Annotated in this window: 10 protein-coding genes; 5 read left to right on the plus strand and 5 right to left on the minus strand. The window is 49.2% G+C overall.

Features of this window, described 5'->3' with window-relative positions; translation table 11 throughout:
- Positions 1–5 precede the first annotated feature (5 nt).
- The 3 genes from QL223_RS08880 to QL223_RS08890 all read right to left on the minus strand — a co-directional run bounded on the left by QL223_RS08880 (position 6) and on the right by QL223_RS08890 (position 4893).
- Positions 6–1406, minus strand: coding sequence for an HlyD family type I secretion periplasmic adaptor subunit (locus QL223_RS08880; protein ID WP_002542599.1), 1401 nt, complete (start codon positions 1404–1406; stop codon positions 6–8).
- Positions 1407–1780: 374 nt separating this feature from the next.
- On the minus strand, positions 1781–3088 hold the full coding sequence (locus QL223_RS08885; protein ID WP_002542600.1) for a sigma-54 dependent transcriptional regulator: 1308 nt from the start codon (positions 3086–3088) through the stop codon (positions 1781–1783).
- Positions 3085–4893 (minus strand): ATP-binding protein, encoded by a 1809-nt coding sequence (locus QL223_RS08890; protein ID WP_002542601.1) that lies wholly within the window; start codon positions 4891–4893, stop codon positions 3085–3087. The genes QL223_RS08885 and QL223_RS08890 overlap by 4 nt, the downstream gene beginning before the upstream one ends.
- Positions 4894–5025: 132 nt before the next feature.
- Here QL223_RS08890 and pdxH point away from each other — a divergent pair, with 132 nt between their 5' ends.
- Entirely contained in the window at positions 5026–5664 is a 639-nt protein-coding gene (pdxH, locus tag QL223_RS08895) for a pyridoxamine 5'-phosphate oxidase (RefSeq protein ID WP_002542603.1), read from the plus strand.
- A gap of 81 nt (positions 5665–5745) precedes the next feature.
- Here pdxH and QL223_RS08900 read toward each other — a convergent pair whose 3' ends face one another.
- Together QL223_RS08900 and QL223_RS08905 are read right to left on the minus strand one after the other, a co-directional pair.
- A complete protein-coding gene (locus tag QL223_RS08900) occupies positions 5746–6456 on the minus strand; it encodes a helix-turn-helix transcriptional regulator (protein ID WP_002542604.1) in 711 nt (236 codons plus the stop codon).
- Positions 6457–6966: 510 nt separating this feature from the next.
- A complete protein-coding gene (locus tag QL223_RS08905) occupies positions 6967–8805 on the minus strand; it encodes an SUMF1/EgtB/PvdO family nonheme iron enzyme (RefSeq protein ID WP_002542606.1) in 1839 nt (612 codons plus the stop codon).
- A 740-nt stretch (positions 8806–9545) separates the two neighbouring features.
- Between QL223_RS08905 and QL223_RS08910 the strand changes: the two genes are divergently transcribed.
- The 4 genes from QL223_RS08910 to putP all read left to right on the plus strand — a co-directional run bounded on the left by QL223_RS08910 (position 9546) and on the right by putP (position 16292).
- Complete coding sequence (locus QL223_RS08910; protein WP_281544518.1) at positions 9546–10319, plus strand: AraC family transcriptional regulator; 774 nt, start codon at positions 9546–9548, stop codon at positions 10317–10319.
- Positions 10320–10535: 216 nt separating this feature from the next.
- Positions 10536–13643 (plus strand): bifunctional proline dehydrogenase/L-glutamate gamma-semialdehyde dehydrogenase PutA, encoded by a 3108-nt coding sequence (putA, locus tag QL223_RS08915; RefSeq protein ID WP_281544519.1) that lies wholly within the window; start codon positions 10536–10538, stop codon positions 13641–13643.
- The gene (locus QL223_RS08920; protein WP_002542609.1) at positions 13640–14377 is read left to right on the plus strand and encodes a hypothetical protein; all 738 of its coding nucleotides are present in this window, start codon (positions 13640–13642) and stop codon (positions 14375–14377) included. The genes putA and QL223_RS08920 overlap by 4 nt, the downstream gene beginning before the upstream one ends.
- A gap of 418 nt (positions 14378–14795) precedes the next feature.
- Positions 14796–16292 carry a sodium/proline symporter PutP gene (putP, locus tag QL223_RS08925; protein WP_002542610.1) on the plus strand — a complete coding sequence of 499 codons (1497 nt, stop codon included), beginning with the start codon at positions 14796–14798 and terminating at the stop codon, positions 16290–16292.
- Positions 16293–16420 lie beyond the last annotated feature (128 nt).

A 16420-nucleotide genomic window follows, 5' to 3' on the forward strand; every position in this document is an offset into this window, starting at 1 on the left:
AATCTTTATTCTCTCAGCGCGGATTTCTGCGCTTGCAGTATGGGTTTTAACAGATAGTCCAACACGCTGCGTTTACCCGTGATGATGTCAGCAGAAGCTGTCATTCCAGGAATAATCGGTAGCTCTTCACCTGCACCCAAGTTATTGGATTCAGTGCGTATTTTTACAAGATAGAAGCTATTTCCCTCTTCGTCCTGAATTGTGTCTGCACTGATAGTTTCCAAAATGCCTGTCAGACCGCCGTAGACGGTAAAATCGTAGGCGCTGAATTTCACGATGGCTTCAAGCCCTGGGCGGAGGAAAGCAATGTCCTGTGGGGCGATTTTGGCTTCGATCAGCAGGTTGTCTTCACTCGGTACGATTTCAACCAAATCCATTCCTGGTTGGATGACGCCACCAACCGTGTTGACGTGCAATTTCTTGATGGTGCCATCGACCGGACTGACAACCACAGTTCGTTGTACACGGTCAGCAAGGGTGACGCGGGTCTCCGTCATGGCAAGAAGTTTGTCTTCTACATCATTGAGGCGCTCCTGCTGTTCACCACGGAATTTCAGCGCGACATCAACGTGCTTAAACACGGCCTCTTGCAGTGCAGAAGTAATAGAGGGGAGTGACAATTCTGCTGAAGACAGTTCGCGCTTGGTGTCGTTCACCTGTCGCTGTAGTTTCAGCAAATCGATTTGTGGCACCACGCCTTCATCAGCTAATGGTTTGGTGATGTTGTATTCTTCGCGGGCAAAATTGTAGCTTTGTCGAAGGTTTTGCACCCGCGCCCGGGTTTCAATGAGCTCTTGTTGTTTCTGGCGAATTTGCTGCGACGTGACGGACAACTGGTTTTGAAGGTTGTTGAGCTTTTCACGGTACTCGGCTCGTTGACGGGAAACCACTGCACGGTGCTCCTCAACGAACGTTGGATCAAATTCAAGCTCTACGCGATTGATAGAGACTGACTTTTGCCAGTCTTCAACCTCGACGTCTGGATCGACCACTACTGAGTCCACCAACGTTTTCAGCGTGACAGAATCGCCCCGCAAACTGGTGAGCTCCTGAATTCGCTCGCGGAAGTCAGAACGGAACATGGTGTCATCAATCAACAGCAATTGCTGTCCTTCTTCGACGATGTCTCCCTCACGGACCAGCAGTTCTTTAACCAGCCCCCCTTCAAGGTTTTGTACCACCTGAAGTTGAGACGACGGAATCACTTTCCCTTGACCCACAGTGACTTTGTCGAGTTCGGCAAATGCCGCCCAGATAGCGCTGATCGTAATAAAAAGAGCGATGACCCATAGCAAGACTCGCGCACTTTTAGGGGTTGAAAGCAAAAGAGCTGCGGTTTTGTCGTCAATATAGTCAAGGTGCTCGCTGGCTGGCAGCTTAGATCCCGGTTTATTTGATTTTGTCATTGTTATGCCGACTAAAATATCCAAGAAAGACAAAAAGAGTTGCAGGCCAGAAATGCCAACATGCCCTAATAAAAGAGTAGTTTATCTATGAGATTCTCACTAATCGGGAGCAGTGTAACGAGAATGAGCAAGAGCCAGTTTCTCACTGGCGAGAAACTGGCGAGTATTCCGTAACTTAGGCCTCATGCGGCTTTAGCGCGAAGAAGGGGTGTTGGTGGTGTGGAAAAAATTTCTTTTAAAAAGTGAAAAAAACGTAGGATTTTCCGCTCGTTTTGCTGCGTATTTTTCCTGACTTTTTGAAGGGTTAAGTGTTTAGGTTCATATTAAAGGTCTGCCAAAAACAAGGCCCAGCTACCGAGGAGGTGGTTGGAGGATTATCCTTTAAAGCTCTGCTTGTCGAGGTGATGCTTTTTAAGCTTTTCGTAGAGGGTCTTTCTGGCCAGCCCCAACTCATTTTGCACCTCTTTGAGCATGCCGTTATGTCTGTTTAGGGCATCGAACAAAATAGCTCGCTCCACTTTCAAAATGCGATCTGCCAGTGTGTCGCGTTCTTTTTCATGCTCTGTCCCGCTTTCATTCGTCAGGCATTGCTCTCCCATCAGCACCCAGCGTTCTGAGTACGCTTGAAGCTCCCGCACATTGCCTTTCCATGAGTGTTGTAGCAGTTTTTCTTTGTGCTCAGCGTCTAAAGTAGGTGGGGCAACACCAAAGCGAGATGCGGTGGTGCGCACGAAGTTCTGGCAAAGGGTGATCACATCTTCGCTGCGCTCCCTCAGCGGTGGAAATGCCAATGTGGTTTCAGACAGGTTCTGGAACAGACGTTGATTGAATCGCCCTTGGGCAATGCTGGCAGTCAAATCGACGCGGGTTGACGCAATAATACGCGGGCGGCCTGATGATTCTGTCAGGTCAGCGAGTTTTTCCTGTACGTTGGCAGGCAGCGCTTCAATACCATCGAGAAAAAGGGTGCCTTTACCCGCCGTTGCCACCTTACTGTGTTTATAACTTGGCAGGGTGGCATACGCTTGTTGTTCGGATCCAAACAGCTCCATCGCAACCAAGGCTTCGGGGACCTGGCGACATTTCAGTGCAACAAAGGGTTCGTCCTGTCTGGTCCCCTGATCGTGGATAAAGCGTGCAGCCAGCTCTTTCCCTGTTCCTCTTTCCCCTTGAAGCAGTACATCGCTGTCTTGATCTTTCAAATGGAAGATCGTTCTCCTGAGCTGTTTGACCGAATCCGCGTTCCCCAAAATCCTTGGTCCTGGTGCACTTTGCGTTTCCAGTTGCCTTTTCAGCTCGCGGTTTTCCATCACCAGCTGACGTTTATCAACCCCTCGTTTGAGGACATCAAGCAGGTGATCGGTTGAGAATGGTTTTTCGAGAAAATCGTAAGCTCCCTGACGCATGGCTGAAACGGCAGTAGAAATATCCCCGTGTCCGGTCAGCATGACAATTGAAAGCTCTCGGTCGATTTCCAAGGCTTTGGTTAAGAACGTCATGCCATCCATTTGCGGCATGTTGATGTCTGAGATAATCACGCCTTCAAACGCTGGAGTTAGCTGTTCAAGTGCCTCTTTGGCGGCGGCAAAAGCGCGGGAGTGAAACCCTTCAATTTCCAGGGTCTGGCTCAGCGCATCACGGATAGTGCGCTCATCATCAATGATCCATATTTCCGGTGTCACTGCGGGGTATCTCCATCGTAAAGACGTTGAAGGGTGATGGTGAACTCAGCGCCACCGGTTGGATGGTCGCTGATTTGAAGGCTGCCGCCAAACTCTTCAACTATCCGTCGGCAAATGGTCAGCCCTAATCCGAGCCCCTCTTTTTTGGTGGTGTAGAAGGGTGAAAAAATATGCTTCTTGGTGTCGTTATCAATGCCGGGTCCATTGTCCCACACATGGATGGATACGCGATCAAGAAAGGTTTCTACCTTGATACCAATTTCTGGTGAAGGGGTATTGGCCACTGCCTGTGACGCATTGTTCAGAAGGTTCAAAATCACTTGCTCAAGCTGGACGGTGTCCGCATTCACTACCAGTCCCTTCTCTGGGATGTGGCAAGCGATCTGGATACCTTTTTTGATAAAGCTTGCCGCTGATAACTTCAGTGATGCTGAAATTGCATCATCAACTGAAGAGCGTGCTTTGCCTTCGAGGTTTTGTTTACGGGCGAAGATTTTAAAACGCGCGACAATGTCTGCGACCAAGCCAATCAGCTCATTGAGCTGGTTAAGGTTGCCATTGACTGACTCATAGCGTTCCTTTTCCATTAGCTTGATGCTGTTTTCGGTATAAGTGCGCATGGCGGCCAGAGGTTGGTTGATCTCGTGATTAATGCTGGCAGAGAGCTCGCCCAGCATGGCCAGCTTTGCCGCCTGAATCAGTTCATTTTCCGTCTGGCGCAGGGCTTTTTGTGTGTCTTCATATTGTTGAATGCTCTGACGCAGCTTGGTGTTGGTTTCCTCAAGGCTCGCGGTTCTTGAGGCCACTTTTTGCTCCAGTTCATCGTTGAGCCTTGCAAGTTTTCGCTGGGTTTTGACGGTTTGGAGCCAAGCGGTAAGCACCAAAACCAGCAGGCCGTAGAAGGTAGCGAAAATCAGGACAGACTGGGTAACCACTGGCCAGGCATTGCTGGTGGGAATAAAACCGTATATCCGCCAACCAGCAGTGCCAAGGTCGGTATTGGAGACGAGCACACGTTCGCGATCTCTATTGGGCAAGCCAAGATGGAGAGCGTCCTGCGCTTCAATATCTTCCAGTGCTTTGAACCTTGTGAGATGACTTAAAGACGAGTCCCCATAACGTCGGGAGTCACGAATCGTTTCTTTTTGTTTGTCAGACAGAATGGAAAGGGACTGATATAGCCACTCGTCGCGCGAGCTGTAGAAAACCACTCCGAGTGGATCGGCAATCAAATAGTCAAATTTCTGCTGATCCCAGATGCTGTCGATGATAGAAAGGTCGACTTTTAGGGTCAGCACACCCGTGATTTCTTCGCCATCCCAAACGGGATAAGAAAAGTAATAGCCGCGCTTGTCAGACACCACCCCCAATGCATAGTAACGCCCTTTCTTGCCTTCTATTGCTTGCTGAAAATAAGGACGGTAGTTGTAATTGTGTCCCACAAAGCTTTGTGCGTCTCCGGCATTACTGGCTGCCAGCGTGAGGCCGTTTTTGTCCATCAGATAGAGCACGTCACTTTTAAGGCGCGTATTCCAGTTACCCAGCAAAAGATTGGTATCATTCAGTAATCTTTCACTCTTCGGCACACGTAGAAGACGTTTCAATCTTGGATCAGCAGAAAGAACAACAGGGATTTCACTGTAACGGGACAGCTCTGCAGAGAGTTTTTCTTGAAGCTGATTGACGTCATACTCAATTTCTGTGGTGAAGCGCTTTTCGACTGAGGAGTAGGTGAAAACACCGACCAATACAGTCAGTAATACGCCAATAGCTGTGATCAGTGAGATAAAAAGACGACGGCGCATAGCTTCCCTGTTAAATAGGTTCCATAACTGGTTGATGTGATGAGCGCCAACCGCCTGTAGAGTGCGGAAATTCGCTTGAGAAAAGACGCATGCCCCATCACAATGACGTAAAAACGTATTCGGAGCACCACAATGGATTTGTACGATATTCGCAGAGAATATAACCAAGGCGGTTTGAGACGCAAAGACCTGCCTGAAAACCCGGTTCAATTCTTTGAGCATTGGCTCAAACAAGCCATTGAGGCCAAGCTGCCAGACCCAACGGCGATGACTGTTGCCACCGTTGACGAAAATGGGCAGCCATTTCAACGCATTGTGTTGTTGAAGCATGTCGACAACGACGGGTTTGTGTTTTACACCAACCTCGGCAGTCGTAAAGCTAAACAATTAGCAGATAACTCACGTATCAGCCTCCATTTCCCATGGCATCCACTTGAGCGTCAGGTACATATCACAGGGACCGCAGAAAAACTCAGCAAGCTTGAAGTAATGAAGTATTTTCTATCCCGTCCTAAAGAGAGCCAATTGGCCGCTTGGGCGAGCCGTCAGAGCGAGCGTATTACCGCGCGTTCAGCATTGGAAAGCAAATACATGGAGCTGAAGCAACAGTTCGACAAGGGCGAAGTGCCAGTGCCAACCTTTTGGGGCGGATTCCGCGTGAAGCCAGAGTCTTTCGAATTCTGGCAAGGTGGTGAACATCGCCTGCACGATCGTTTTGTCTTCCAGAAAGAACAGGATGGTCAGTGGGATATTGAGCGCTTGGCGCCATAATTCCGCTGCTCTAAGCCAATAAGAAAGCAGCGCTTTTGCGCTGCTTTCTTATGCCTAACATCGGGTATATATCGCTAAAAGCTATTCTGAAAGCACCAGAGTCAGTTGCTGCTTCAACAGTGAGTCTGGGATTTTGCACCCCACGCCATTTTCCAGCGCTTTATCAACCAACTCGGTTTTACTTGCTGCACCCAGTTTGACGCGCAGGTTAGCGAAATGGTTCTCAATGGTTTTGACCGACACACCTAGAGACTGCGCAATAAATTGTGGCTTTTTACCGAACTGGTGGAAGAAGAGCACTTCTGATTCGCGAGCGGAAAGTGATGCACTTCCTTGTGTGTTTGCAGCGGGCTGGGGCTCAACTGGTTCAATGCCTGCAGCTTTGCAAATCCACTGACCAACTTCCAGTATCGGATTGTCGTTCAGTGCCTGTCCGTGAAAAATTGTTCCCAATACTTCCCCATCATCACCATACCAAGGCACTTTGGTAAACACATGAGCTTGCCATTGACCATTGGGATAAGGGTGGATGTTGAGCACCCGCATATAACGACCACTTTCAATCACCTGCCGATCTTGTTGCTTGAACAGAGCGGCGCAGTCGGCAATCGCATGAGGAAGTTCTTCATCGCCTCTCCCTCTTAGGGCCTCGGGTGAGTCAGCACCGACTAACTTGGCATAGGCAAGATTGACGTGAACAAAACGTGACTGGGTGTCTTTACAGCCCCAACAGCCTGGGAGTTGCTCAAACAGGGATATCAGCATGGAAGGTGGCAGGGATATGTCGTTCATCGTTGGGTGGCGATAGATTTAAGTTACATCGTATTGTAAGTGATTACTTATGACATTAAAAGCATATTAATCATATGGTTACTTCGAAGTAATGATCAGGAATATCCGAAGTCTCTAGATAAAAAAACCGGCTCGTAGGAGCCGGTAAAGACAAGATCTCACTCACTAGAGTAGTTTCCTGTACGACGTGTAGAAGAGGCCACCTGACACTGTGCTCAAGGGTAATCACACACTGTCTGATGGGTCACCGAGGTAAATTTCAGTGATAAAACAGGCGCATACTGCAATATGCGCCTGTTTGACTCTCACTATACTGAGGAGCCAGAAATTCGGACAGGGGGGGAATGTACTAATTAAGTGAATAACTGACAATGTTATTTGTTATTAGCGACCTTGATCTCGTTTTTCTGTTGATATTTTTTGGGATGTTCAGGCGGGACTGCCAATAATTGTGAAGCATGAAAAAGCCCGCAATCGCGGGCTTTTAGGGACATAAAGAGACGTTGGAAACTAGATGTTTCTCACGACCCTAAAGCCAAGGTAGTTGGCGCTAATATCTGATTTCAGCTCTAGACGCTCTGCAACACGCGCGCTGCTTGGTGAGAAACTCCAAGCACCGCCACGGGCGACAGGTGTCTGACTTTCTGCCCACTCCCACACATTACCTGCAGTGTCATACACACCGAATGGGTTAGCAGGGAAGCTTGCGACAGGCGAAGTGCTTCTGTTTGACCAAACGGTGCCGCTCCAGCCAGTGTTGGCGTTACCAACACCAATATCGTTGCCCCACCAAAAGTCAGAGTCGCTGCCGGCACGCGCTGCCACTTCCCACTGAACTTCGGTTGGGAGGGCATAGCTGAACCCGGTTTGCGTACTCAACCATTTAGAATAGGCTTGTGCATCATCTTTAGTGATACAGACAACAGGTGAGTTCTCAGCTTGGTCAAAACCAGGTTTGCGCCAGTTGTGATTCAGCAGCTGTTTTGGTTCGCCGTTGATCAGAGAAGTACATCCCTGGCCTTCTTCGGCGTCCGTCACATAGCCTGTTGCGGCGACAAACTCTCCAAACTGTTTCACAGTGACGGGCGTCGCTGCAATAGAGAAGGGTTGGTCGACAACCACCGGTTGTTTGGCTTCAAAGCCAACGCGGTATTGGCCTGCACCAATCACCACCATTTTAGGTGCCTGACGATTATTCGAGAGTTTGTCAGCGAAACGCTTTCCCGGCTGTGGACGGTTCTCCTGTTCGCGAAGGTTTGCCCAAACCGTAGAATCCTTGTTCATGAACATCTGGCGGCTGTACGGTTCGAAACCTGGCTTCTCAACGGTCAACTGGTGTTGGCCTGCTGGCAGCATGATCTCTACTGGCGTTGAGCCGTAAGTCACACCGTTGATGGTGACATTGTCTTCATAACGGTTTGAACGGATTTTTACATTAACCCAGCGTTTTGCTTGTTGCTTCGGTGCTGCTTTGGCGGAAGTAAAAGAGTTCTCCACACAGTAGCGCTCAGCGAAATCCAGCAATTTACATGCTGCGTTTTCGTCAGGCTGGCTGCGCATTTCCGCTTGCATACGGGTAATGTAACGATTGTTGCCGCTAAAGCCGCTGTCGACCACGTTATTGTTCATCACATGGATATTGAATGACACGCGGTTGGCGTTGAGTTTTGCAGTGGTCGATTCCGTCACATTATCCAGCACCTGAGCCTGGAAGGTATTAACGGCTTTTTGCATGGTCAGGGTTTTGCCCTGATTTGAACATGCAGCCAGCGTCATCGAATCACTACAGGTAATGGTGTGAACCACTTCGATAGTATCTGCGAAGGTCAGTTCCTGACGAAGACGCTTAACACGGGCTTCTTTTTTGGATTCCTGCAGATTTTCCAACGCGCTAACCAGCAATTGTTTCTGACGGTTTTCGCCTTCAACAATACGCTGCTGTTCGGCAATGGCCTGATCATTGGTTAGAGTGGAAGACTGATTATCTTTTACTGCGCTCCACGCAGCTTGGTAATCATCTTTATATTGGGTGAGATCGGTATCTGGGTTTTCGAGGAGTCGACGGAATTGCTCATCAAGACGTTCTTGGGCGAGATTTCGTTTCTTCTCTAACTCGATAGCTTTGGTGGCCAGCGTTTCACGCTCGCTTAATAAAGCATCCAGTTTATCTCGTTGCGTTTGGAGGTTTTCAGCGTGAACGCTAATTTCACTTCGTTTATCGGCTAGCTTCTGTTCCAGCGCAACGACAGGATCGTCAGTTGCCGCATTGGCCCCATTGGCAAGCGATTGACTACTAAGAAGTATCGGCGATAACGCGAATACTAACGCGGCGATGCGATTACTTTTCATATGTCCCTTGCTTATTCTCAGAAATCATAAACACCTTTACTACGCCAAGACATCCTGCTCATTACTGTATCTCGGCAAAACCCGGTATTTATTAGCTTTGTCCCAATTAGCTAGATTAACACGTAAATGCCAATTAGCCTGTTAATGTTACTAATTATTTGACGCTTATCGTTATTATTCAATGCTTATCTTTTGAGTGATAACTCAATAAATTTTAGCCGCTTTCTGTGTTTTAGGAAATAATGTCTGGTAAAAACAATCATAGCTAAAAAATATCATTTAATTGACGCATTTTGATTATTTATCGTCATATTTTTGACGTTTGATATATCAATACTGAGTGAAGGATAAATTAAACCGGATAACGCGGCTTAGTTAACCTTTGCGATGAAACAAGGAAGATCCTTTTCACCGGAACGATGATCACGGAAAGATCATGCCTTCAAATTACCGAAAGCATGATCAAGTGATTCGTTACATCATGCTTCTGATTGGTTAGTGAATTTAAATGATATTTTACAATGAGTTATAGATTATCTTGGGCCTTACTTATCGTCGGAAGCAAATTTCACCTGTGATCGCAATGGTCTGTTTGTTGAGATCCTGCACAATTTTGGTATTGAAATGACAACCTCCGTAGTTTGGCCCTCTCTTGATCATCTTTCCGAGGCGATTTTTCTTCTCGATTTCCGCTAGAGCGTGGCAGAATAGCTGAAGTTTCCCTACTACAATCGTTAACTATGGCATCCGAACTGAAGCACTCTCAGGTTATTGCTTTACCTAATCACCCGTCGTTGCATGCGCACGAATACCGTCAGGTGGTGATTGGTTTGCAAGGCCAAACTGAGTTTGAACTTTCCGGGCGCGGCAGTCTTGTCGGGCCGGGTCAGGGGTGCCTCGTTTCCGAGTCCGAGCTCCATGCTTTTTCTGGCGTCGGGCAAAACGAAATTTTGGTGATCAACTTACCTGAGTCTGTCTTGCACGGCGAACTCAGCATGAAAGACAAAATAGAGCGCCTGTTCGACCGTGATGCCTATTTTCAACTGGACAGTCAGGCGCAGACGTTGGTGAAAGCGTTGACGTCTGAAATGATCGCCAACCCACATGATGTCATGTTGGGACGCGCCTGTGCCGATACCTTACTGTGCGTCATGGAGCGTCATTTCCGTGAGCAAATCGCGCCGCGACGTCATGGTCACCGTCTGAACATGGATATCATCGATCTCTACATTCGCCAACATATCAGTCGCAAGATCAGCGTGGCTCAGCTGGCAGGTTCTGTTTTTCTGGCAGAAAGCCAGTTCCATCAGTTATTCAAATCCCAAGTGGGCGTAACCCCGCATCAATATGTGCTGAAGAAACGTTTTGAACTCGCGCAGGAACTGCTTAGCACCAGCGAGTTGAACTTGGCACAGATTTCAGACAGCTGTGGTTTTGCCTCCCAAAGCGGTTTCACCTCTGCGTTTACCCGTGTGTTTGGCGTATCTCCTTCCCGTTTTCGCCAGCAGCACTGAGCAGTAACCCTGATCTAAATCATCAACATATGCAAAAAGTTGTTATCGGCACGCATTGGCCGTGGTTCTCTGTTTGTTAATCATCGGAGTTTTTTGCAATAATGCCGCAGAATTTTGAAAGACTCATCGGCACCTCATACCTAGAATCGGTCTTTAATCTAACATATTAGTAACATATACCACTGCCTCGTGGTTGATGGAGAGAGGAATCTGCTTATGTTAAAAGCGACCGATGTGCTGGTGCCAAGTTACCTTGAGCAACCCGCTTCCGCGCTATGGCCTCATATTTCTTCGCACTATTGTGTCGATGAAAGTGAGTTGCTCGCATCACTGCTCCCACTTGCAACACCTTCTAATGAAGAGCGAAAACAGACGGAAACCCAAGCGGCTGATCTGATTGAGCGTGTGCGTGCGGATAAAACGGCCGTGCAGATGATTGATGCACTTCTTCTCGAATACAGTCTGGATACCCGTGAAGGCATTTTGCTGATGTGTCTGGCAGAAGCATTGATGCGTGTGCCGGATGCGAAAACCGCTGATGCCTTGATCCGTGACAAGCTGGGCGTGGCAGACTGGAAAGCTCACCTAAAAAATTCCGAATCTTTGTTTGTGAATGCTTCGACCTGGGGACTAATGCTCACCGGTAAAGTTGTCACCATCGATGAGCGCAAAGAAGGCGGTGCAGGAAAGGTACTCAATCGTTTGGTTAACAAGATGTCTGAGCCTGTGATTCGTCAGGCGATGCATCAAGCCATGAAAGTCATGGGTCACCAATTTGTCCTCGGTCGTTCAATCAACGAAGCGCTGGAAAACGGTAAACCACTGCGCCAGAAAGGCTTCACTTATTCGTTTGATATGTTGGGTGAGGCTGCGCTTACTACCCAAGACGCACAAAAGTACTTCAATGATTACATGGTGGCGATTGAAACTGTTTCCCAGCAACTGTCTGTAGGTAACGGGCCATCACCTTCTGTTTCCATCAAACTGTCTGCTTTGCATCCGCGATATGAAGTGGCGAACGAAGACCGCGTCATGGGCGAAATGGCTGAGACTGTGCTTCGCCTCCTGAAGCGCGCCAGGGAGTTGGGTGTGGCGATCACCATTGATGCAGAAGAAGCGGATCGCCTAGAACTGTCACTGAAGCTTTTTGAAAAACTCTTCACTCACGAAGATATCAAAGGCTGGGGTCAGTTTGGTCTGGTGGTTCAGGCTTACTCTAAACGTGCCCTGCCCGTGATTACCTGGCTGGCGGCGTTGGCGAAAGAGCACAGCACCGTGATCCCGATGCGACTGGTGAAAGGCGCCTACTGGGACAGCGAAATTAAGTTGGCACAGCAAGCGGGCTTACCTGGCTACCCGGTTTATACCCGAAAAGAAGGCACCGACGTGGCCTATCTTGCCTGCGCACGCTTCCTGCTTTCTGAGCATGTGAATGGGTTTATCTATCCGCAGTTTGCCAGCCACAATGCGCAAACCGTAGCGGCAGTGAAAGCCATGGCTCAGCATGATAACTATGAGTTTCAGCGTTTGCATGGCATGGGGGATGCACTTTACTTCCATGCTAAAGAAATGTTTGGTCAGTCTGTACGTATTTACGCGCCAGTGGGCAGCCATAAAGATCTGCTGCCGTATCTGGTTCGCCGTCTGCTTGAAAATGGTGCCAACAGCTCGTTCGTTCACCGTTTGGTCGACGCTGCATGTCCGGTGTCTGATTTGACTCAACATCCGGTTGATACATTGGCGTCACGTCCAACGCTGCACAATGCGCGAATTCCTCAGCCTTCTGAGATTTTTGGCGAATCACGCCAGAACTCCAAAGGTGTTGCGATCGACATTGAAAGCGAATGGGAAGCCTATGATGCCAAGGTTCAGGCCTTTATGGATGCAACCTGGAGTGCGGGACCTATCATCAATGGTGAACGCCTGACAGGTGATGCTCACACAGTGGTTGCTCCTTACGATCACCGCCTGAAAGTGGGTAGCATCAACTGGTCGACGCCAGAGCAAGCCAAAGAAGCGCTGAATGTCGCCGCAGCCAATGTCGATAGTTGGCGAGCACTTTCTGCCAAAGAAAGAGGTGAGTACTTACTTAAGCTGGCTGACTTGCTTGAAGAGAATTTGGGCGAGCTGGTGGCACTTTGTCACCGTGAAGCGGGCAAAACTATTCACGACAGCATTGACGAAGTGCGTGAAGCTGTAGACTTCCTCCGTTACTACCCGGTTCAGGCGGAGATGATTGAAGGCGACTTGCAATCTTTCACCCGTTTCGATGGCCAGTCGGTCACTTTGCGACGTGAAGGCCGTGGGGTGTTTACCTGTATCAGCCCTTGGAATTTCCCACTCGCGATCTTTATTGGTCAAATTTCAGCTGCCTTGGTAACGGGCAATACCGTTGTCGCCAAACCGGCTGAGCAAACATCACTGATTGCGTTCCGTACCATTGAGCTGCTCTTGGAAACAGGTATTCCTGCCGGTGTGATCCATCTGTTGCCGGGTAGTGGCGCAGAAATCGGCAGTGTATTGACGGGGGATGACAGCATCGCAGGTGTTGCCTTCACCGGTTCGACCCCGACAGCGCAGCGCATTAACCAGACGCTTGCTTCCCGCGACGCCTTGCCGGTGCCGTTTATTGCAGAAACGGGCGGTCAGAACGCTATGTTGGTCGACAGTACTGCACTGCCTGAGCAAGTGGTACGCGATGTACTTCGCTCTGCTTTTGCTTCTGCAGGCCAGCGCTGTTCAGCCCTTCGCGTGCTTTATGTGCAGCAGGATGTGGCAGATCGTGTGATTGATCTTATCAAAGGTGCCATGGCGGAAATGCGTATTGGCTTACCTTACCTTCACTCGACCGATGTTGGCCCTGTGATCGATGAAACGGCTCAGGCGAAGTTGCAGAACCACATCAACGAATTGTTCAAAACCAGCCAATTCATTGCCAAAGCCCCAATGAAAAGCGAAACCCGCGTAGGCACTTATATTGCACCTGTGGCGTTTGAAATCGACAGTATCTCAATGCTTTCAGAAGAGCACTTTGGCCCAATCTTACACGTGGTGCGATACCACGCTGACGAACTCGACAGCGTGATTGATGACATCAACAACGCAGGCTTTGGCTTGACGTTAGGTGTTCATAGCCGCAACGAAAGCACTTACCGCTACATTGAATCCCGCGCCAAAGTCGGTAACTGCTACATCAACCGCGATCAGGTTGGTGCGGTGGTCGGCGTGCAGCCATTTGGTGGACAAGGCTTGTCAGGAACTGGGCCAAAAGCAGGTGGACCTCACTATCTCTATCGCTTCACGAAAGAGGAGGTTGTGGCATGAGCAAGGTAATAGGAACGCAAGCAATGAATGAAGTATCGACGCTGGCGGCGCAGAGCCAAGCTGTTTGGGAAGAGTGGAATAATCTGGGTGTACTGGAGCGTGTGTTGCTGCTCAGCAACTGGGCGGACAATGTAGGGCAACGTGGCGGTGATTTTAAGCCTGCAGCAGACCTCATTCGCTTCCACCTTAATCAGGCAGAAGCTCTGATTGCACCTGTCCATGATATGCCTGGTCCAACGGGTGAAACCAACGAGCTCTATACAGCGGGCCGTGGACTGTTTCTGGTGACAGGCGATGAGTCTTTGTCTGTCGTTGCGTTGGCAGGCCAATTGACGGCCGCGTTGGTTGCAGGTAATTGCGCGCTGTTGTCAGTACCAGCATCGTTGAAACATGAAGCTGAGGCGCTGATTGGCGATTTGGTGAAAGCCAGTGTACCAAACCGACTTGTTTCACTGCTTGATGGCGAAACAACGGAAGATGTCATTGTCTCTGCACCGATTTGTGGTGTGGCCGCGGTGGCGAATTCAGCAACCTTGATTGCTATGAACCGAAAACTGGCAGCTCGAGATGGTGTGTTGGTGCAGTTTGTCGCTGAAGACAACGCAACCCAATTACCTCTTGTCGCTTCGCCAACCTATCTACTCCGCTTTATTACCGAGCGGACGAGAACCATAAACGTCACTGCGGTAGGGGGCAATGCCACCCTGCTGGAACTTGGTAGTGGCGAACATTAAACCCAAGTAACCCGATGTGATGAAGCTCAAGGGGCTGTTGACCTTTGGTGGTGATTTTTGCAGCAGTTTGTGGGGGGGTTATGCAAGGCAGAGGCTTTGATGTGTAGCTAGCCTACATGAGAAGCCGATAACGCAGCAGAAATACCCCACAAACGCTGCCCGAAGGGTTCTGCTCTAAGCGTTTTATGCTTTGTTGAGGTGTATTTGCTTAAAATAACTAGGCGGCACACACCTCGCCGCGCCTAAAACGCTTATAGCGAGAACAAAATTTAACCACTAAAAATCAACAGCCCCTCGGTTCTCTGCTGGCAAAGCAGAGACCTTGGGTTTTCTGTTGCTGACGGTTTTAAATAATCGGAATTAGGCACTGGAGATCTATGATCCTCAATCTTTGTGCCTTGTTATTGAGGGAAAAAACATGATTGAAAACAGCTTTGCAATCAGCGCCACGTTTATCGTGTACCTGATTCTAATGCTCGCAATCGGCGTATACGCTTACAAGCGCACGTCAAACTCAGAAGACTACTTCCTTGGTGGGCGTTCACTGGGGCCTTGGCCAGCGGCATTATCTGCCGGTGCGTCAGACATGAGTGGCTGGTTGCTGCTTGGTCTGCCGGGCTATGCCTACGCAGCGGGTATTGAATCGCTGTGGCTTGCAGGTGGTCTGTTAGCGGGTACTTACTTAAACTGGTTGATTTGCGCCAAAAGACTTCGTACTTATAGCATCGAAGTAGACAATGCACTGACCATCCCCGAATTCCTGTCTCGCCGTTTTGAAGATAAATCAAAACTGTTGCAGACCATTTCTGCCTTCTTCATTTTGCTGTTCTTCCTTTTCTATACCAGCTCAGGCTTGGTTGCAGGCGGTAAACTGTTCGAGACAGTCTTTGGCCTTGAATACACCACAGCGGTAGTCATCGGCACTGTCTGTGTGGTTTCTTACACCTTGTTTGGTGGATTCCTGGCAGTATCCTGGACTGACTTGGTGCAAGGCCTTTTGATGGCGGCAGCACTGATGATCGTGCCAATTGCAACGCTGGATGGCTCATTCACTGACTTGCCTGCTGCGCTGGAAGCGAAAAACCCTGAGCTTCTGACCCTTTGGCAAGATGTTAACGGTGAGCCTCTGACTGCCGTGGCGATCATCTCTCTGGTGGCCTGGGGGCTTGGTTACTTTGGTCAGCCGCACATCCTTGCACGTTTCCAGGCAACACGTACCAATGCGGACATCACTACAGCACGCCGTATCGCCGTGGGTTGGAGTGCTGTCTCTATGGCAGGCGCAATCCTGATTGGTTTGGTGGGTATCCTGTACGTTGATCAACACCTCGGTGGTGAACTGGAAGACGGCGAAACCATCTTTATGTATCTGGTGAACGCGGCGTTCCACCCTGTGATTGCAGGTATCTTGCTGGCGGCAATTCTGGCGGCGGTGATGAGCACAGCGGATTCCCAGTTGCTGGTGTCATCTTCTGCTCTGGCCGAAGATTTCTACAAACAAGTGTTCCGTCCTGATGCATCGACCAAAGAGGTGGTCATGGTTGGTCGTTTCGCCGTGGTAGGTATTTCCATCATTGCGTTGATGCTGGCGATGAACCCAGAAAGCTCGGTACTGGGCTTAGTATCTTACGCTTGGGCTGGTTTCGGTGCTGCGTTCGGTCCAGCCTTGTTGTTGAGCCTGTTCTGGAAAGACATGAACCGCAACGGCGCACTGGCTGGTGTTATTGTCGGTGGTGTGACCGTGGTCGTTTGGAAACAACTGACTGGCGGGATTTTCGATATCTATGAGATTGTCCCTGGCTTCGTTCTGGCGGGTCTTGCAATTATCGCTGTGAGTAAAGCGACAGGCGGTGCGGAAAACACTGTGATGCAGACATTTGATGATTATGAGCAGAGTTTGAAGACCTTGCCATAATCCTACTTATCGTTGTTAAAGGGACGCTGAAGCGTCCCTTTTTTATTTTTATATCAACAAGCTATCTAGCCATCAGGTTGTCGTCTCATCCCTTCTCCTCCAAAAGACTGAGTTTAGGATTAAGATCA

Origin of the sequence: Grimontia sp. SpTr1 (assembly GCF_947387585.1) — a bacterium.
Taxonomy (GTDB): Bacteria; Pseudomonadota; Gammaproteobacteria; order Enterobacterales; family Vibrionaceae; genus Enterovibrio; species Enterovibrio indicus.

Coding starts and splice junctions, on each gene's coding strand:
- putA (WP_281544519.1), top strand. CDS start 10,536: ATGTTAAAAGCGACCGATGTGCTGGTGCCAAGTTACCTTGAGCAACCC.
- QL223_RS08880 (WP_002542599.1), bottom strand. CDS start 1,406: ATGACAAAATCAAATAAACCGGGATCTAAGCTGCCAGCCAGCGAGCAC.
- pdxH (WP_002542603.1), top strand. CDS start 5,026: ATGGATTTGTACGATATTCGCAGAGAATATAACCAAGGCGGTTTGAGA.
- QL223_RS08890 (WP_002542601.1), bottom strand. CDS start 4,893: ATGCGCCGTCGTCTTTTTATCTCACTGATCACAGCTATTGGCGTATTA.
- QL223_RS08910 (WP_281544518.1), top strand. CDS start 9,546: ATGGCATCCGAACTGAAGCACTCTCAGGTTATTGCTTTACCTAATCAC.
- QL223_RS08905 (WP_002542606.1), bottom strand. CDS start 8,805: ATGAAAAGTAATCGCATCGCCGCGTTAGTATTCGCGTTATCGCCGATA.
- putP (WP_002542610.1), top strand. CDS start 14,796: ATGATTGAAAACAGCTTTGCAATCAGCGCCACGTTTATCGTGTACCTG.
- QL223_RS08920 (WP_002542609.1), top strand. CDS start 13,640: ATGAGCAAGGTAATAGGAACGCAAGCAATGAATGAAGTATCGACGCTG.
- QL223_RS08900 (WP_002542604.1), bottom strand. CDS start 6,456: ATGAACGACATATCCCTGCCACCTTCCATGCTGATATCCCTGTTTGAG.